At 34.3% G+C, this 18,468-nt stretch carries 22 protein-coding genes; 13 read left to right on the plus strand and 9 right to left on the minus strand.

Annotated features, from left to right (window positions below):
- Position 1 precedes the first annotated feature (1 nt).
- Complete coding sequence (locus tag BUE10_RS15030; RefSeq protein WP_073486426.1) at positions 2–1,573, plus strand: Na+/H+ antiporter; 1,572 nt, start codon at positions 2–4, stop codon at positions 1,571–1,573.
- 66 nt (positions 1,574–1,639) lie between these two features.
- Here the strand turns inward: BUE10_RS15030 and BUE10_RS15035 are convergent, their stop codons facing one another.
- Positions 1,640–2,611, minus strand: a complete 972-nt coding sequence (locus BUE10_RS15035) for an alpha/beta fold hydrolase (RefSeq protein WP_083598109.1) — start codon at positions 2,609–2,611, stop codon at positions 1,640–1,642.
- A 59-nt stretch (positions 2,612–2,670) separates the two neighbouring features.
- On the opposite strand from BUE10_RS15035, the gene BUE10_RS15040 reads away from it, so the two are divergent.
- From BUE10_RS15040 to BUE10_RS15060, 5 genes are all read left to right on the plus strand, one after another.
- The gene (locus BUE10_RS15040; RefSeq protein ID WP_234984751.1) at positions 2,671–3,573 is read left to right on the plus strand and encodes a LysR family transcriptional regulator; all 903 of its coding nucleotides are present in this window, start codon (positions 2,671–2,673) and stop codon (positions 3,571–3,573) included.
- A 229-nt stretch (positions 3,574–3,802) separates the two neighbouring features.
- Positions 3,803–5,269, plus strand: coding sequence for a glycoside hydrolase family 130 protein (locus BUE10_RS15045; protein ID WP_073486428.1), 1,467 nt, complete (start codon positions 3,803–3,805; stop codon positions 5,267–5,269).
- 77 nt (positions 5,270–5,346) lie between these two features.
- Positions 5,347–5,922: a Crp/Fnr family transcriptional regulator gene (locus BUE10_RS15050; protein WP_073486430.1), complete on the plus strand. Its 576-nt coding sequence runs from the start codon at positions 5,347–5,349 to the stop codon at positions 5,920–5,922.
- A gap of 52 nt (positions 5,923–5,974) precedes the next feature.
- Positions 5,975–6,385, plus strand: coding sequence for a tautomerase family protein (locus BUE10_RS15055; protein WP_073486432.1), 411 nt, complete (start codon positions 5,975–5,977; stop codon positions 6,383–6,385).
- Entirely contained in the window at positions 6,382–6,930 is a 549-nt protein-coding gene (locus tag BUE10_RS15060) for a Cif family virulence factor (protein WP_073486434.1), read from the plus strand. The genes BUE10_RS15055 and BUE10_RS15060 overlap by 4 nt, the downstream gene beginning before the upstream one ends.
- Before the next feature lie 75 nt (positions 6,931–7,005).
- Here the strand turns inward: BUE10_RS15060 and BUE10_RS15065 are convergent, their stop codons facing one another.
- Both BUE10_RS15065 and BUE10_RS15070 read right to left on the minus strand, forming a co-directional pair.
- The gene (locus tag BUE10_RS15065) at positions 7,006–7,674 is read right to left on the minus strand and encodes an SDR family NAD(P)-dependent oxidoreductase (RefSeq protein WP_073486435.1); all 669 of its coding nucleotides are present in this window, start codon (positions 7,672–7,674) and stop codon (positions 7,006–7,008) included.
- 17 nt (positions 7,675–7,691) lie between these two features.
- The gene (locus tag BUE10_RS15070; RefSeq protein ID WP_073486437.1) at positions 7,692–8,141 is read right to left on the minus strand and encodes an ester cyclase; all 450 of its coding nucleotides are present in this window, start codon (positions 8,139–8,141) and stop codon (positions 7,692–7,694) included.
- Between the two features lie 163 nt (positions 8,142–8,304).
- On the opposite strand from BUE10_RS15070, the gene BUE10_RS15075 reads away from it, so the two are divergent.
- A complete protein-coding gene (locus tag BUE10_RS15075) occupies positions 8,305–8,673 on the plus strand; it encodes a winged helix-turn-helix transcriptional regulator (protein WP_053472352.1) in 369 nt (122 codons plus the stop codon).
- Positions 8,674–8,687: 14 nt separating this feature from the next.
- Here BUE10_RS15075 and BUE10_RS15080 read toward each other — a convergent pair whose 3' ends face one another.
- Both BUE10_RS15080 and BUE10_RS15085 read right to left on the minus strand, forming a co-directional pair.
- Positions 8,688–9,464 (minus strand): TIGR03915 family putative DNA repair protein, encoded by a 777-nt coding sequence (locus BUE10_RS15080; RefSeq protein WP_073486439.1) that lies wholly within the window; start codon positions 9,462–9,464, stop codon positions 8,688–8,690.
- 5 nt (positions 9,465–9,469) lie between these two features.
- Complete coding sequence (locus BUE10_RS15085) at positions 9,470–10,729, minus strand: putative DNA modification/repair radical SAM protein (protein ID WP_073486441.1); 1,260 nt, start codon at positions 10,727–10,729, stop codon at positions 9,470–9,472.
- A gap of 343 nt (positions 10,730–11,072) precedes the next feature.
- Between BUE10_RS15085 and BUE10_RS15090 the strand changes: the two genes are divergently transcribed.
- Entirely contained in the window at positions 11,073–11,315 is a 243-nt protein-coding gene (locus BUE10_RS15090; protein WP_073486443.1) for a hypothetical protein, read from the plus strand.
- On the opposite strand, the gene BUE10_RS15095 is transcribed toward BUE10_RS15090, so the two are convergent.
- Both BUE10_RS15095 and BUE10_RS15100 read right to left on the minus strand, forming a co-directional pair.
- Positions 11,312–12,073, minus strand: a complete 762-nt coding sequence (locus BUE10_RS15095; RefSeq protein ID WP_073486445.1) for an alpha/beta fold hydrolase — start codon at positions 12,071–12,073, stop codon at positions 11,312–11,314. The genes BUE10_RS15090 and BUE10_RS15095 overlap by 4 nt on opposite strands.
- Complete coding sequence (locus tag BUE10_RS15100; RefSeq protein WP_073486447.1) at positions 12,067–12,969, minus strand: EamA family transporter; 903 nt, start codon at positions 12,967–12,969, stop codon at positions 12,067–12,069. The genes BUE10_RS15095 and BUE10_RS15100 overlap by 7 nt, the downstream gene beginning before the upstream one ends.
- Positions 12,970–13,129: 160 nt before the next feature.
- Here BUE10_RS15100 and BUE10_RS15105 point away from each other — a divergent pair, with 160 nt between their 5' ends.
- Positions 13,130–13,588, plus strand: coding sequence for an Lrp/AsnC family transcriptional regulator (locus BUE10_RS15105; RefSeq protein ID WP_073486449.1), 459 nt, complete (start codon positions 13,130–13,132; stop codon positions 13,586–13,588).
- Between the two features lie 23 nt (positions 13,589–13,611).
- Here the strand turns inward: BUE10_RS15105 and BUE10_RS15110 are convergent, their stop codons facing one another.
- On the minus strand, positions 13,612–14,214 hold the full coding sequence (locus tag BUE10_RS15110) for a 5'-methylthioadenosine/S-adenosylhomocysteine nucleosidase family protein (protein ID WP_073486451.1): 603 nt from the start codon (positions 14,212–14,214) through the stop codon (positions 13,612–13,614).
- Positions 14,215–14,384: 170 nt separating this feature from the next.
- On the opposite strand from BUE10_RS15110, the gene BUE10_RS15115 reads away from it, so the two are divergent.
- The 4 genes from BUE10_RS15115 to BUE10_RS15130 all read left to right on the plus strand — a co-directional run bounded on the left by BUE10_RS15115 (position 14,385) and on the right by BUE10_RS15130 (position 16,760).
- On the plus strand, positions 14,385–14,948 hold the full coding sequence (locus BUE10_RS15115; protein WP_073486453.1) for a DUF6642 family protein: 564 nt from the start codon (positions 14,385–14,387) through the stop codon (positions 14,946–14,948).
- 2 nt (positions 14,949–14,950) lie between these two features.
- The gene (locus BUE10_RS15120; RefSeq protein WP_073486455.1) at positions 14,951–15,871 is read left to right on the plus strand and encodes a helix-turn-helix domain-containing protein; all 921 of its coding nucleotides are present in this window, start codon (positions 14,951–14,953) and stop codon (positions 15,869–15,871) included.
- A gap of 70 nt (positions 15,872–15,941) precedes the next feature.
- Positions 15,942–16,142, plus strand: coding sequence for a hypothetical protein (locus BUE10_RS15125; protein ID WP_073486457.1), 201 nt, complete (start codon positions 15,942–15,944; stop codon positions 16,140–16,142).
- 45 nt (positions 16,143–16,187) lie between these two features.
- Positions 16,188–16,760 (plus strand): pentapeptide repeat-containing protein, encoded by a 573-nt coding sequence (locus BUE10_RS15130; protein ID WP_073486459.1) that lies wholly within the window; start codon positions 16,188–16,190, stop codon positions 16,758–16,760.
- A 137-nt stretch (positions 16,761–16,897) separates the two neighbouring features.
- Here the strand turns inward: BUE10_RS15130 and BUE10_RS15135 are convergent, their stop codons facing one another.
- A complete protein-coding gene (locus tag BUE10_RS15135; protein ID WP_234984752.1) occupies positions 16,898–18,460 on the minus strand; it encodes a DUF5123 domain-containing protein in 1,563 nt (520 codons plus the stop codon).
- Between the last annotated feature and the right edge of the window lie 8 nt (positions 18,461–18,468).

Raw genomic sequence — 18,468 nt, forward strand, 5'->3', positions numbered from 1 at the left:
AATGCTGGACGACTTTCCATTTTATCTCGGTCTTTTAATTATCATTTTATTGCTCATTATGCTGGGCAATAAAATAAAAGTAGCTTATCCTGTACTTTTAGTATTGGCAGGATTGGTGATCAGTTTTATTCCGGGCATTCCCGCTATAAATATTGAGCCGGAACTTATCTTTTTTATTTTCCTTCCTCCTCTATTATACGAAGCAGCGTGGACAATTTCATGGAAAGAGTTGTGGCGCTGGCGGCGAATTATTACAAGTTTTGCTTTTATTGTCGTTTTTATCTCGGCCCTTTCAGTCGCATTAGTGGCTAATTATATTATTCCCGGATTTTCATTAGCGCTAGGTTTTGTTTTGGGCGGAATTGTTTCACCGCCGGATGCCGTAAGTGCCGGAGCGATTTTAAAATTTGTTAAGGTACCCAAAACCATTTCGTCCATATTAGAAGGCGAAAGTTTATTGAATGATGCTTCGTCCCTGATTATTTTCAGATTTGCGATGATTGCCGTAGCGACCGAGCAGTTTATATTTTATAAAGCAGCAATTAGTTTTAGCTGGATGATTTTTGGCGGCGTTGCCATTGGTTTATTAATTGGCTGGCTTTTTATGAAAGCGCACAAATACCTGCCAACAGATGCTAATGCCGATATTGTGCTGTCCTTATTAACGCCATACATTATTTATCTGGCGGCTGAAGAAGTTCATAGTTCAGGAGTCTTAGCAGTTGTAAGCTGCGGATTGCTTTTGTCTAATAACCGACATCGTTTTTTGAGCAGCAGATCGCGGATACAAGGCGTAAATGTTTGGGAAAGTCTTTGTTTTATTTTAAACGGATTGGTCTTTATGCTGATTGGTTTAGATTTACCCCAAATTACAAAAGGACTTGAAGGTGTAAGTCTTTTAACAGCAATTGGATATGGCGTACTAATTACGGTTGTTTTAATTGTAAGCCGAATGATATCTTCTTACGGTGCGGTAATTGTCACCTTAATTGCCCGAAATTTTATCACAGTTGCCGACAGAAGACATCCCGGTTACAAAACGCCTTTTATTCTCGGCTGGACGGGAATGCGTGGCGTTGTATCATTGGCAGCGGCATTATCTATACCCGTTTATTTGAATAATGGCAATGGGTTTCCGCAGCGAAATCTTATTTTATTTATCACTTTTATAGTTATTCTTTTGACTTTATTAATTCAGGGATTAACGCTTCCTTATTTTATCCGAAAAATTAAACTCCCTAATATCTATGATGTACCTCGTGAAGAAGCTTATCATCAAATACGACAAGAATTAGCTGAATTTGCTTTACACTATTTAAAAACGAATTATGACGGTCAGGTAGAAAATAACACTTCATTGCAGCATCTTATTCAAAAATGGGAACAGCATATTAAAGGAATCGATGATGAATCGATAAGTCAGGATCTTAAACATATTTATCTTGATTTATTAAATCAGCAGAGACAATGGCTCATCAATAGAAATAAAGAAGACCAGACTTTAGATGAATCTATTATTCGCAGGCAGATGCATTATCTGGATATTGAAGAAGAAAAACTGCGATATCTTTAGATTTAACAATAAAAAAACAGCCCCTAGTTGGGGCTGTTTTTTTATTAAGACTAAAAAGTTTTCGTCTTATTTAGGAAGTTTAGCAAGAAATTTTAAAATATCATTTCCTATTTCGTTTACATGTGTTTCAAGCGCAAAATGTCCGGTATCATAAAATTTTACCTCAGCATTTGGATTGTCTTTTTTATACGCTTTTGCTCCGGCAGGTAAAAAATAAGGATCTTTATCTCCCCAAACAGCCAGAATCATTGGTTTTTTAGTTCTAAAATATTCCTGAAATTTTGGATAAAGTGCCACATTAGTTCTGTAATCTTTTACAAGATCAAGCTGAATTTCAATATTTCCCAGACGATCTAAAAAGTGCTGATCCAGTATATAAGTTTCTGGAGCAATAAGACTTTTATCCGCTACTCCGTGAAAGTATTGAAACTGGGTAACTTCTTTAGAAACAAAAATATTAAGTGCGTCACGATTGGCTTGTGTTGGCTCTTTCCAATATTTCTGAATTGGATTCCATTCGCTGCTTAAACCTTCTTCATACGCATTTCCGTTTTGAGAGATGATTCCCGTAATTTTTTCCGGATTTGCCAAAGCAAGTCTAAAACCCGTTGGCGCTCCGTAATCAAATACATAAATCGCAAAACGTTTTAAACCAAGCTGATCGATAAAGCCCTGCATTGTTTTAGCCAAATTATCAAAAGTGTAGGCAAACTGCGTATGATCTGGCGCATCAGAATAACCAAATCCAGGTAAATCTGGAGCAATCACACGGTATTTTTTACTTAAAATAGGAATCAGGTTTCTATACATATGCGATGAAGTTGGATATCCATGAAGCAATAATACAACTGGCGCATCTTTTGGGCCCGCTTCACGATAAAAAATATTCAGGCCGTCTACCTTTGTGGTATTAAAATGTACTGCCTGAATTTCAGTATTACTTTTTGCTGCAGAAGATTTTTCTTGTGCATTTGCATCTATTCCGGGCAGCGCTGTTAAAGTCAATATTAGCACTGCAGACTTAATTGTGTTTTTCATATTTTCAATTGTTTGACACAAATTTACTTTGTATTTTTGATATCTAAATATGATATGTTGTGATCATATTAATCACTAATAATGATGTTATGAATAGTAATGATCTTAAAATATTTGAAGCTGCCGCAACACTCGGAAGCTTTACAAAAGCTGCAGAAGCTACTTTTACCGTACAATCGAATGTTACGGCGCGCATAAAAAGTCTGGAAGAAGAATTTGAAACCGAACTTTTCAAAAGAGTTTCCCGCAAAGTTGTACTTACGGAAGCCGGCGAAACATTATTAAAATATGCCAAGAAAATAGGAAATCTGTTGAATGACGCAAAAAATGATATTCAGAATTCAGATCAGATTGGAGGAACGGTACGTATTGGCTGTATTGAAACTACGATGGCATTAAAAGCGCCTGATATTATTAATAGTTTTAGCGAAAATTATCCTGCGGTTGAACTTGAGTTTCATTCGGCAGCATTATCGACACTTGTTCATGATGTATTAAATTATAAATTGGATGCTGCGTTTGTTATAGCGCCAATAAATATTCCCGAACTGGAACAAGTAGTCGTGCGCAACGAAAAGCTGCTTATACTTTCTCCATCTGGAACAAATAAATTGGAAGATATTCTTAACGAAGATCCTTTAAAAATTGTAGTTTTTGAAAAAGGCTGTGTTTTTAGATCCAGACTTGAAACCTGGTTAAGTTCAAAAGGAATCACGCGCTACAAAAGCACCGTGCTTAATTCAATTGAAGGAATTATCAATTTTGTTGAAGCAGGTTTAGGAATCAGCATTCTCCCAGAAGAAGTAATTAATACGTATTACAGCGGCAGGAATATAAAAACTTTTCCGGTAAGCAAAGAGTTGAACACAATGACAACTTTATTAGTTTACCGAAATGAAGAACTCCATTCTAAAGCACTAAATGCTTTTATAGAGCAATACAGAGAGCCATCTGTAGTTTAAACTTTGAACTCTGATATCCTTTTAAAATAAATAGAGAAAGAAAACACAGCCAAATAGTTCATAAAAAAGTTTTTTTTAGTTACCAAAATCATTAACTTGTTATAGAATTAGAACTAATACCACCGTATTTATGCGGTTTATTTCTAGATTTTTCAAAACAAATTATACCCGAAGTAATTTTTCTAACACTAGAAAATCCACTTACTCATTGTACTAAAAAAACAAAACTATGCGAGTATCAGTAGTCCGAAAAAGTATAAAATTCACCCCAGATTCCAGAAGAGTTGTTGCCCGATATTTTATGAACGGTTATGAACGAACCCAGCAAATGGTACTTCGGATTATGACATTGGATGAAAAACAAGTGTTGGAAACTTTAGAGCAGACGCTTCGTGAATTTGCCAGACGTCATCGCAATATTTCGGCTATATTTTTTAGACACTGCGAAAAAATCAGGCCTATTATCGAAGCCATGCAGGTCGATTATGAAGCGATGTCTTTGAATCGAAAAATGCTTATTGGTTCTTATTGTACTATGGAATATGCGATAGAATCTGCAGCCATTTTTAATCCCTCCATTGTAGAAGATTTTGATCAGTCGGGTTTAGAAGTTGGCGAAAAACGAGTTATTATTTCTTTTCGTGCTACGGGCGAAGGCCATATTTCATCTATTGTTTTTAGACGAGGAATTCTGGACAGAGACAACAATTTGCAGATCATGAAAATTGGCCATCATATTGACAAGGCTGAAATTGAACATAAAACTTTATTCAATAAAGAGCGCTTTTTGACTAAGCTGATCGAAATGCATACGCAGGACAAATATATCGATCAAATCATGCAGGGTTTGCCGGATGAATTTGAGTTTGCTATTCTTAAAAATTTACTGACTACGGCTTTAAGCGATCCGATAATTCTTCAGGAAAGAAGAGTTGCGCTCGAAGAAATTCTTTGGTTAGCCAATTCATTTTATGATTTGCAATTCAAACACGATTCTGATATTACCGAACGTGTTATTTTCCCAATATCCGACTCTGAAAGCCGCGGAATTGAAGATGCGCGTTTTGTCCGTTTTACGGATGATGATGATTCTGTTCGTGTAATGGCAACTTATACTGCCTACAATGGTCATGCTATTTTACCAAAACTGATTTCTACAGAAGACTTTTATTCTTTTAGAGTAATGCCTTTACACGGAGAAGGCGCCCAAAATAAAAACCTCGCTTTGTTTCCAAGAAAAATAAAAGGAAAATATGCCATGCTTGCCCGAATCGACGGTGTAAACAATTACATTATGTATTCGAACCGCGCAACGCAATGGAACAATCCCGTTTTATTACAGCAGCCGCGTTACACCTGGGAACTTACCCAAATAGGAAATTGCGGTTCTCCGCTTTGGACAGAAGAAGGCTGGCTTGTTATTACGCACGGTGTTGGTACAATGCGCCGTTATTGCATTGGCGCGTCACTTTTTGATCTTGATGATCCGTCAAAAGAAATTGGAAGACTTAGCGAGCCTTTGCTTTCTCCGCTTGAAGACGAACGCGAAGGTTATGTTCCGAATGTGGTGTATTCCTGCGGGGCTATTATTCACAATAATAGTTTGATATTACCTTATGCTGTTTCTGATTATTCGTCTACTTATGGCGTGGTTGATATGGTGGAATTGCTGGATGCTTTGAAGAAGAGTAAGTAACAAATTTTTCTTTTATTCAATCAGCACTAAAGTGAGATTACTTTATCTTTACCCAGATTATTCTATACCAATTAGTAATGGAATCACTACGCGCTATTTTCACCGAAACCTTAGGATTAAGTTCCGATCATTTTGAAGAATTCTTAAAAGAATTGCATCTTAAAACCCTCAGGAAAAAACAACATTTAATTCAGGAAGGTTCTGTTTGTGATTTTATTGCTATCGTGATTTCGGGAACCTTGAGATCGTATGTGCAAAATAATGACGGAGAATTTAATAACGATTTTTATCTCGAAAATAGTTTTGCCAGTGCATATACGAGTTTTTTAACACAAATGCCAACAAACTGTAATATAGAAGCTTTAACCGATGTTGAATTATATTACATCACACATAAGCAGTTTCATTCGTTGATCGAAAAAGACCCTAATTATTTAAAACTTGCTAAATACATCTCTGATAATTATTTCATCAGAAAATGTAAAAGAGAAACATCTTTCCTAAAAAATTCTGCTGCCGAAAGATTAGAAATGATCAGAAAGCTTTATCCCGAAATTGAGCAAAAAGTACCGCAATACCATATTGCCTCCTATTTAGGAATTAAACCGGAGTCTTTAAGCCGAATAAAACTCTTAACATACATCAATAAATAAGTCTGCTGTTATAATGAGCTTTGTACTTCATTAATTATTAAATATTTGAAGTATGCCTATTATAAGTTTAAAAGTCAGCGGCAAGGAAGATGCTGCTTTAGCAAAAGAATTAGCGGTAATTATTAGCGGCCTTACCAAAAAGGTGCTGAATAAAAAACCCGAAGTTACGGTTGTAACGGTATCATTTGTTCCAGAGAATTTTTGGTTTATTAATTCTGAATCGCTGGGAGATTTACAAACAAAAAGTTTTCATCTTACGATTAAAATTTCCGATTCTACTAATCTAAAAAACGATAAAGCCAATTATATCGATGCTGTTCACAAGGCGTTGGCACTTCGATTAGGTGGGATTCATCCCGTAAGTTATACGGCAATCGAAGAAATGAAAGCTGATGCGTACGGTTATGAAGGATTAACTATTGAATACAAACTGATTCATAATCGTATAAAATTAGAAAAATGAAACATATAAAACCATTGATTTTTGGTTGTTTGATTCTAATTCAAAATACAAACGCACAGCAAAAAACAGATAACAAAAAAGAAATAAATGTCATTATAGAAAAGTACAGCGAAAGCGTGATTAAAAGAGATTCTATCGCGTTTTACGATTTATTTAATGACGGAACTGTTACTTGGTGCGCTGCGCTTATGGATAAATCACAAAATAAAGAAATAGAAACAAACGGAAAAGAAAAAGCCCGATCGAATTATTTTTCCGGAAGTTATAAAGGTTTTATGAGAAGTTTATTCCGCCACCAATCTACCGAAGATAAATTTAACAACATTCATATTATTGAAGATGGAACTGTCGCCGCCGTAACAATGGATTATAGTTTTTGGGCCGATAATAAAATGACCAATTTTGGAGGTAAATATTTAACTCTAATAAAAAGAGACGGCAAATGGAAAATTACCAGCGTCATTTATTCCTTAGAACTAACCTCTTATTTTGAACAGCCTTCGCTTATAAACAGAAAAAAAGAAAAGAAATTACAATTACTATAAAGTCTTAACTCAGAAAAACAAAACCCTTAAACATTGATTTGTTTAAGGGCTTTATAGTTTTAAAACTCAGAATAATTAATCTAAACCAGGAATGGTAATATCCCAAAATTTACCTGATGCTGTGTTTAAAAGAATGGCATTATAAATTCCGTCTGCAGAATCTTGTGTAGTAAATGGCGCTTGGTTTCCTCCTAATTTAGTTTGGACCCAGCCCGGATGAATTGGTGTTACAGTAATTTCTTCATCAATTACTCTGGTTGCCAACATTGCTGCATACATATTGATCGCATTTTTTGATAATCGATAAGCTGTTCCGTTTGGAGCTGCATTTTTTAATAATCCCATACTGCTTGAAATAAAAGCAATTTTTCCGCCCGTTTTAATATTTTTTAATAATGATTCTGTAAAGAAAATTACACTCGTCACATTTGTATTAATGGTTTCGGTAAAGGAATCAAAATCAGGTTGATTTGAAAAAGCATCGGGAGCAATTCCAGCGTTATTTACCAGTAAATCAATATCTTTTGTAATGGCTAAAATTTCTTTAATAGCGTTCTCTCTACTTTCCTGATTTGTCGCTTCTAATGGAATTACTTTTAAATTCGAATGCGAAAAATCATCTAACTTTCCTGACCTTGTTGTTCCTATTACATTAAAATTTTCAGTTAGTAATTTTTTAGTCAATGCTAAACCTATTCCGCTGCTAATTCCTGTTATTACAGCTGTTTTATATAACTTGTTCATTTCGTTTTTATCTTAAATTAATTATTGGGTTTAAATCCGCCGCTTTGCATTAGTAAACCAAACCAGTCTTCTAAATGCCAGGTATGTGTTATTTTTCCATCTTTTAAATAATGAAATTCATGTATTGCGACCGACACTTTTTTGCTCGTTGCCGGTATACCTATCAATTCTTTATTATGTGTAAATACAATTTCAGCTCTTACCGCCGCACGTTCATGCGTTCCGAAAATTTCTAAAATATTGATTTCGATATCGGGAAAATCAGTTGTAAAACCTTTAATAATATCTTGTAAACCTTTTGGACCTGCTGCCTGATTGGGTAAAAGCGGCATATCTTTCCAGTCCGGCGTACAGATTTTATCTAATAATTCCGGCTGTTTTGTTCCCCAAAGCGCATAAAAGGTTTTGATTGATTCTATTTCGGATGTTGTTAATCCTTTGACCATTTCTTCATTATTTGTCTCCATAATTTTTCATGTTTTTCAGTCGTTTTTTCTGCAGAAAAATGGCTTATTACTATTTCTTAACTACTTTTGTTTCCAATAGTTCTACAAATAAACTATCAATAGTTTATATTTGCAACTAATGTAAATTGATTTAAGAAAAATTGCGGTAACTAAAAAGTAACTTATGGCACGAAAACTACTTGAGAACAAAGATTCTTGCTCAATGCTTCACACCATAAATATAATTGGCACTAAATGGAAGCCTCTTATCCTATACTTATTGGCTAATAAAAGTGTGCGTTTTGGAAAACTACTTTTCTTTATGGAAGGTGTTTCGAGAAAAGTATTAACCGATCAGCTTCGTGAACTTGAAGAGGATGGTTTTATTTTGAGACAGAAATTTGGAGAAGTACCGCCAAGAGTAGAATATTCCTTAACAGAAAAAGGAAAATCTTTTCTTCCGGTTTTAAAACAAATGTGCGACTGGACGATTCAATGGAATCCGGAAATTTCGTTTATGGATTGTAAGATAGTTTTGCCTTTAGAAGATTAAATTCGTCCAAATTATTATCTTTTTAAATTCGGAATTTTCTCCGTCAAATTTTTCCAATAACGTTTTGGCATATGCTGTAAATGCAGTTTGGTATTTTTTCTGGATTCGATATTGACGCTGCTGAAATAACGGCGCCATAAATTCTGAAAAAACTCCTCGTTGTCGTCGCATATTTCGGCTAAAAATTTAGAGGAATTGGTATCAGCATTAAACTCCAATTGTACCGATGTTGTATTTTCGAGATCATAATAAATGCCGTATTTGCGTTTGGCATCATAAATTAACCAGCGTTGATCGGCATAACGGTTTTTAAAATGACTTTCTATCAAAGGCAAAACATCGCAGTCGGGTTCGACAATTGCGTAATACAAATTGTCTTTGGTCAATTTAAACCTGACAAACGCTTCCATTCGGTGGCTTTCTCTTCCCGTTAAATGAGCGGCTTTTCTAACTTCTAAAACTGGTAAATTAGATAAATCCCTTTCCACATTTATGGAACTCGAAAAAATATATTTTACGTATTGAAATAAGGTTTCGTCAATTTTATCAATTTCAGATAAAAATGCTCTGTAAATATTTGCAAAACCTTCTTTTGAAAGCTTTTGTTTTAATCCGTTTAAAACCCGTTTTGCTTTTACTAAATCTGTTGTTACCAAATGTTTATTCGAAAAAAGCAACGCATTTGAGACTTCGCTTTTAGCAAAAACAATATCATCGAGTTTAAGTTCGTAAATTTCAAATACAGCCGAAAGCCAGCCTTCAAAAGTACTATCGTAAATTATTTGTGTCATTTCGTTTAAAATAAAGAAAGCTGATTTGAGAAATCATTTTTGTATTTGCTTTTCTGTGTATTCAAAATATGATCTTTTATTTGAATAGAAGTTAAATCCCGCTGTAATTGAAAAGGCGAAGCAAAAGCCAAAAAGTATTTTGACCTGCTGTAAGCGATTCCTAATTTCTGTAAATCTTCGGGTTGCAATCTTTTAAATTTTCTCGCGGAGACAATTTTATGCGCGCTTGAAACTCCAATTCCGGGAATTCGGAGAATCAATTCTAAATCGGCGGTATTGATATCAACTGGAAATTGATTCAGATTTCGCAAAGCCCAGCCTAGTTTTGGATCAATATCCAAATCAAGATTCGGCTGATCGAAACCTACAATTTCATTGACATTAAATCCGTAAAAGCGAAGTAGCCAATCGGCCTGATACAATCGATTTTCCCGAATCATGGGAACAGGCGTACCAATTGCCGGAAGCCGATTGTCATAACTTATTGGCACATATCCGGAATAATAAACACGTTTCATGTTCATTTGTTCGTAGAAATAATTGGCCATTCCTAGAATTTCCATGTCATTTTCTTTGGTTGCACCAATTACCATTTGCGTACTTTGGCCCGCCGGAGCAAAAAGCGGCGCTTTGTAGTTTAGCTTTTTTTCTTCTTTATAACCAACAATTTCATTTTTGAGATATTCCATTGGTTTAATCACATCAATATGATTTTTATCGGGAGCCAATAGTTTAAGACTTTGTTCTGTTGGCATTTCGACATTTACACTTAAACGATCTGCATAAAGTCCTGCTTCTTTTAGTAATTCGTCGCTCGCGCCCGGAATCGCTTTTAAATGAATGTATCCATTAAAGTTTTCTTCTAACCGAAGTTTCTTTACGATTCTCACCAAACGTTCCATTGTATAATCGGGATTATCAAAAATACCCGAACTCAAAAACAAACCTTCGATATAATTTCTTCGGTAAAAACCAATCGTCAAATCCACCACTTCCTGAACAGTGAAAGCAGCGCGTTTTACATCATTGCTTTTTCTGCTCACGCAATACGCACAGTTGAAAATACAATGATTGGTCAGTAAAATTTTAAGCAGCGAAACACAGCGACCGTCTTCGGTATACGCATGGCAGATTCCTTTTCCCATTGCATCGCCAAGTCCTTTGCCTTTATTTTCTCGCTTACTGCCACTGGACGAACACGAAACATCATATTTTGCTGCATCGGCTAAAATAGCCAGTTTCTCCATCACTCTTTCGTGTACCATTTTGACGTTTTTTTGTTTTTGGAATGAAATTTCATCATTTCAAAATTAGGAATTTGGCATCGAGAAGAGTTGAAAATCACTGTTCTAAATTGTATCAAATTTTCAGGCTAAAGCTAACAATAACAAAGCTTTTCTTAATAATTATCTCGCTCAAAATAAATGAGTTAAAGTTTAAAAACAGGTATAAATACCTGGTCCAAAATTTTTGAATATTTATACATTGCACTAACAGTTATGAAAAATTTTTATAACCCCCTTAAGATTATTTTTCAATTCTTTTTTTGATAAAATTGAGACTACTGTATTAGCGAATAAAATTAAAAGAATCAAAAAAGCTAAAGCAATGAATTTTGAAAAAGGACAAGATGTATCCTACACAACTTTAAGCGGGAGATCTTACAGGGCTATTGTATTAGAAAGAAAATTAGATTTTAAAAAAGGGCTTATCAAAAAATCTGCAATGAAAGAAATGACTTTTCATTATTTGATTGAAGTCTATAGAAATGATCTTAGGGAACAAATTCTTTGTTCAGTGGAGCAGATTAAGCTTTTAGAACAAAAACAATGTGTGAAAAAAGCGGCTTAATAGCTGTTTTTAATAAATAATGTGACTTTGTTTATAACCAATTCTGCTGCTTCTTTATGCGGTGTGTGTCCAGTCTCAGGAATAATATATTTCTCAGATTTTCCGCCTGCCAAATTTATAGTTTTATTGACCTGCTCTAAAGTTCCATATTCATCACTTTCACCCTGAATAAATAAAAGAGGCGAATCGATTTTTGGCAGTAAATATTCAATATTCCAATCTCTAAAATCATTTCGAAGCCAGGTTTCTGTCCAAGCCTTAAATATTGTTTCTGTTTTTTTGCCATGGTATTTCCCAAGCCTTAAAGGCAGATTTGTAGTTTCATAAGTATGAACAGCTTCCCGAATTCCCTGCAGCGTAATATCTTCAACAAAAATATGTGCAGCTTCGCAGATTAATGCTTTAACTCTGTTTTTATATTTACTGGCTGCGATTAATGCAATTGAGCCTCCATCGCTGTGTCCAAACAAAACAGCATTTTCTATTTTTAGAGTTTCTAGTAAATCATTTAAAATATCGGCTTCTAACTCTAAATAATTTACGGGTCTGATATAAGTGTTCATCGAATCAGATTTTCCATAACCCAAACGATCATAGATTAAAACATTACATTTAGAAATTTCGGCAAGCTGCTTTGGAAAATCTCTCCAGAGTTCAACACAGCCTAAAGAATCATGCAAAAAGACAATTACTGGTCGATTTTCAAAATTATTATGAAACTCAACATAAAGATTACTTCCGTTTATATCAATCAACATGTGATAGTTTGTTTTTGAATTGCTTTTTCTTTTTTTGCTTTGGATATATTAAGATACACAATTGCACCAAGCATTATTGCAATACCTATGATTTGCATAAAAGATACTTTTTCACCCAAAATAATATGTGCACAAAAAACCGCCGCAGGCAGCTCTAAAGTTAATAATACAGAACTTAATCCGACACCAATTTTTGGCATTCCGACTGTAAAACAAATTGGCGGAATTACAGTTCCAAATACTGCTAAAAAAGTTCCCCATTGCAATAACCCGAAATCTAAATGTGTACTTGTTGTAATTGACTCATAATTAATTAGAAAAATAATCATCGCCGAACCGCTTGTCATTAGAGCACTTTTCTCAAACATAGGCGTTTCTTTTCCAATTTTACTTGTAAAAACAATATAAAGTGTGTAAAGTATTGCTGATAACAAACTTAGTAGAACTCCTGTAATCGAAATATTCAAATTCTTTAAATCCATAAGGTTGCCAGCCAAAACAGTTCCGAAAATTATAAAAACTGCTGAAAAAATTTCTACTGCACTTGGTTTCTTTTTGAAAAATATCCATTCAATTAAAATACTAAGCCAGGTAATCTGCATTAATAAAACTATTGCTAAAGATGCAGGAATATAAGCTACCGAAAGATAATATGTATAAGCTGAAGATCCCATTGAAGTTCCGGCCAAAAGTAATTTCCAGTTTAACTGCAGCTTCTGTCCATTTTTTATTTTTCTAAAAAATACAATTGTCCATAAAATTAATGTTCCGAAAAAAGCTTGTGCCAATGTTATTTCACCAGGTGTATAACCTTGTCCGTAGGCAATTTTAGCAAAAGAAGAAAGCATTCCAAAACTTAATGCACCCAATGCTACGATGATAATATATTTATTCATTTTTAAAGTAAAATTTTGTTTTGTCCTGACAAAAGTATTAATTACAGAACAATGATATATATTTTACAAATAAATATGTATTAATTCCTTTAAAGTATTTATAATTTCGAATTTTGTTCTAAATTAGATTATTTTTTATAATTTAACTGGAAAAAATCCAATGCAAGAATTAAGCAAACAAGAAATTGAATTACTTCGAATCCTTCAAAAAAATGCAAGATTTGACATTACTGACTTAACAGAAAGATTAAACATGTCCCGTACTTCTGTATACGACCGGATAAAAAAACTGGAAAATGAAGGTTATATTAAAGATTACGTTGCTATTGTTGATCCAAAGAAAGTAGGCTTAAACTTCACCGTAATTATCAATGTTTCATTAATCAGCCAGCGTTTAGAGTTCGTAGAAGAGTTTTCCCGACAAGTTGCTGCACTCGATGAAGTTGTAGAAGGATATGTTACGGGAGGAATTTTCGACTACATATTAAAAGTTGTAGTCAAAGACCCCGAGGCTTTTAATGTTTTTATTCAAAAGCTTTCGACGATTCCAAATATTAGTAAGGTTCAGAGTTCTTTTGTAATGAGCTACATTAAACAATCAACAACTTTGCATTTTTAAAAAGACTAATCTTTAATTTAAAACTATACTAAAGTCTCTTCATTATTCAATCCCAAAATCTTACCGTAAGCTACGGCTGCTTTATGCACCTGAACAAACCAGTCTTCGGCAGCATTATCATCGGCACCATCAGAAATGTATTTGAGACATAAAAACGGAATATTCTCTTTCATTGCAATCATGGCTAAAACATAGCCTTCCATATCTACAACATTATAGGCATCTGAGCAATGTCCCATTTCAAAATTATCGCCAGTTCCGCAAATTCCTTCTTTCAGGTTATCCATTTTCAAACCATATTCCAAAACTGTAGGCAGTCCAGATAATGGCGTTTCATATTGTGCATAACCTAATCCCTGAACATCCATATCTCTTTGTACAAATTTAGTACAGCAGATAACGTCTCCTTTTTGGAAAAAGCTGCTTCCAGCAGATCCTAAATTAACTATTAATGAAGGCTTTTTATTTTGAATAGCTTTAGACAATTCATACGCTGCATTAACTTTTCCAATTCCTGTAATCAATGTATTGTAGTTTTTAAAAACTTCTGCCGCTTCAGATTCAAGAGCAAAAGAGAATAATATATCGTCGATGGTAAAAGATTGGTTTTGATTAATTTTGATCATGTTTAATTTGGATTTTCAGTCAGCAAAAATACATTTAAAAACTTTTTCTATTTAATGTATTTCTTCTAATTCTAAAAACCACGTTAAAATCCCAATCAAATAGCGGTTTTTCCATATAAAAAAATATATTTGTCAAAAGCAGTTTCCCCAAGAACCGAAAAGACATTTGTATGGATAATGAAAAATTTATTTTCTGCCTTGAAGGCGTACAGGACGTAGATACCGTTATAACTACTGATGTGGTTAAAAATCTGGAAGAAATTGCTATTGACCAGGGAATTGCAAGTATTTATAAAGCCTGCGATACGATTGAAGGTTTGGAGGAAAGCTTGAATACCCTGCTTTATGACGATCATAATTTTAAGGATTATGAAATCATTTATCTTGTAATGCCGGGGCAGGAAAACAACATTTGTCTTCATGATTATTATTACAGCCTCGAAGAAATAGCTGAACTTTTTGAAGGAAAGATGAAAGGAAAAATTATTCATTTTGCCAATAAAAAAAGACTCGACCTCAACAACGAAGAAGCGCAATACTTTCTGGATATTACCGGCGCGCGTGCCATTTCGGGTTACGGATCAACTTATAATAAAATCGCCAGCTGCAGTACAATCGACAAAGCATTTTTTAGTTTGTATCAGGAAAACGATGATCTTACGGAAGTGGTAGAAGATTTGTACCAAAAACATTATGCGCTTTGCAAATTACTTGATTTTAGATTGTATTATTAAGTATGAGCGCCAAGACAACTGAGAAAATAAAAACCTATAATCCTTCAAGATTTCGAGAGAAGTTTCTGGGAGAGGACAATCCTATTCATTTGCTTTTCAAATCAAATTCAGATCATTTTTTCTGTTTGGAGATTGAGGAAATTATGCAGATGCAATATCCGGTGCCGCCATCAAAACATTCTTGTCATACTTTAATTTTTATTTCTTCGGGTCAGCATGTTATGAAATTGGGTTATCAGGAATACATTACTACCGATAACGAAATGATTATGGTTCCAGCTGGTCAGATTTTTTCCCTTGACAATGTAAATAGTATACACAAAGGCTACATCTGCCAGTTTCATCCCGATATTTTAATTGGAAAATACGGCAGCCGCGAAATGCTTAATGAATTTGATTTCATGAAAATTTCCGGAAACCCAAAAATTACTTTAGCTTCAGAAGATGTAGCAAATGTTACTGCTGTTTTAGAACGTCTTCAAAGAGAATATTCTGAAACAACAACTGCAAATTTGAATATTGTTCAGTCGTATTTGATTGCTTTGTTTTATGAAATGAATAAAAATTCGGTTAAGAGTGCTAAAAGTATTTTGGCCGCAGAGGTTATTACCAATAAGTTCAAAGAACTGATTCATGAGCATATTAAAACCCATCATTTTGTTCATTATTATGCTTCACTGCTCAGTGTTACGCCAAATCATTTGAATAAATCTGTTCGAACGGTTACCGGAAAATCGGCAGCAAAATGGATTGACGAGACCATATTGCTGGAAGCTAAATATCTATTGTTTCAAACTACACTTTCTGTAAGTGAAATTGCCATACAAGTGGGACTTGAAGACCAATCGTACTTTAGTCGGTTTTTCAAAAAACATGAAGGAATTAGTCCTATTCAATATCGAAAAATGATTGATAAATCCTAATTATTGATTATTGCATCCTAATAAATAACAATACATTTTTCTGAAATTTGCATCTCAAAAAATGCATATTATGATTTATGTTTTTAAAACTTCCGTTGACAGTCGATCCAAGTTTGAGTCGGCTTCTGCCCTGCTTCAGGAATTACTCCCAAATTCTTTATGGAATTTTGATCTCGAGGACTGCGATAATATTTTAAGAATCGACAGCGAACTTGATATTCCTAATTTAATTCAAAACAACGGCATTTTTGATTGTATCGAATTAGAATAAAATCAAGTTCATTTCTCCCGTTTTTCAATTTCTTCATACCATTTAATGGAAACAAAATTATATCAAAACCGAACTTTTGACACGGTAGATTATGCTGATCAGAGTTTATCGAATACTGAATTTGTAAACTGCGAATTCATCAATTGCAACTTTTCTAAAAGCGATTTAAGTCATAATGATTTTCTGGATTCTACTTTTAAAAACTGCAATCTTTCATTGGCGATTCTGAAAAACACGGGATTAAAAAATATCAAGTTTATTGGCTGTAAACTGATGGGTTTGGATTTCAGCGCGAGTAACAGCTTTTTGTTTTCCATGAGTTTTCAGGATTGCCTTTTAGATTATTCGACTTTCATTTATAAGAAATTAAAGAAAACGAGCTTTATTGACTGCTCTGTTAAAGATGTTGATTTCTCGAATACTGATTTGTCTTTTGCGGTTTTTAAAAACTGTGATTTATCGAATGCCACTTTCGTGGAATGTATTCTGGAAAAGACTGATTTTAGATCGTCTCAAAATTACGCTTTTGATCCTTCTGAAAATAAAATTAAAGGAACTAAGGTTTCGCATATTGCTCTTGCGGGTTTGCTGGAAAAGTTTGACTTGGAGATTGAATGAGTTTTCAGTCGCAGTTTTCAGTCTCGGTTTGTGTGTAATTGGCACGCGGATTTTCGCAGATTGGAACGGGTTTATTTTATATAAAAAGGGATGCTGTTTTGGCATCCCTTTTAAACTAAATATGAAAAAAATGAATATTAATCTAACCAGCGTGGGTCTCCAATTTGGTTGTCGATCAGGGTTTGATTTTTTACTGTAAAGTCACTTCCTGCTGCATTTACAAACTGCGGATCTGCTGTAGTTCCTGAGGCATCGATTTTATTTAAAGGAATCGTTGCATCCATAAAACTTGGGGCGTTGTAATAATAGGTTTTACTAAAAACTGGTTGAACTGTATTCGCCTGATTGGTATAAATCGCTGTTGTCCCGGCTATCAAAGTATTTTTTACTGTTGAAGCATTATCTAAGAATCTAATGTATAAGATTCTTTTTGGAGCTGCAGTATTTGATACGTTATACAATGTACATTTATCAATTAAAGTATTGGTTACTAAACCTGTTCCAGACACATTAGCTGCTGCATCGACTCTAATAAAATCACGACCTGTAGAACAACTGTCGAATGTGCTGTTTTTAAGCACTATGCTTGCAATGTAGGTATTTCTGAAATCGATAAAATCAGCACCAACATTTGTATTTACATTTTTAACAATACTGTTATCAACCGTAAATGATGTCACTTTTGCATTTGTTACGTTGGCAGCAATTAATGCACGGGTATAGTCATGAATAGTACTTTTACTAATTAAAATATCTCCATAAGTTGATGCTGCTCCGGCAATTGTTATTACAGCTGCATTTGTCATCCCTGTTCCATTCAAATCTAAATCTACCAACGAAAGGTTTGCAACTCCCGGATTGACTGTAAACTTGACATTTAGTTTTGGCTTATCACCTGTTTTTAATCCTCTTATAATAAGTGATTTATTTAAAATTATTTCTCCAGTAGTACTAAAAGTTCCCGGCATTAACAATAATCTTGAACCTGCAGGCGCGGCTGCAATGCTTGCTTCTAAATCATCTCCCGGATTCACTACAATTCCATTCGTAATATCGATTCCAGTTGTAAAAGTCGCCGTTCCTCTCGTTTTGGTTCCGTTTAACAATGTTGCTGTATAGTCTGTTTCACCAGTAAGTCCGTTTACTGTTGCGGCTCCTGCCGTTTTTTCTGCAGGTGTTATAGTATGGATGATATTGCCCGGAGCAACAGAAATTTGTGTAACATTGCTATTTGGTGTCCACCTCAAGGTAACAAATTTAGCATCGATATCAGCATCCTGAACCGGGAAGAAAATTTGTTCTGAAAGCGTAGTTGCGGTTACAACAGACCATTTTGAGTCTTCTAATCCTGTTGAACCAACTGCTTTTACCCTGATAGAATAAACTGTTTCTCCTTCTAAAGCTACCTGAATTGGTAATTGTTCAGGTGTAACCTTAATGGTTTTAAAAATGGTTTTAAAGTCCGGATCATCTGCGCTAAATTCTACTACATAATGATCTGGATTTTCTTCTTCTTTTACTGACCAGTTTAATTCAACTGTAGTCTGGTTTCTCACTTTTGCTGTTAAACCAATTGGAGAAAATTCCCTGCTTTCATTTATGCTGTCTATAACTTCTTCGTTATAACTTTCACAGCCTGAAATAACAGCTGTCAATACGATTGAAGCTATTAATCCTTTTATTATATATTTTGTTTTCATAAACATGA

The sequence above is a fragment of the Flavobacterium sp. CF108 genome, from assembly GCF_900129795.1.
In the GTDB taxonomy this organism is placed as follows: Bacteria; Bacteroidota; Bacteroidia; order Flavobacteriales; family Flavobacteriaceae; genus Flavobacterium.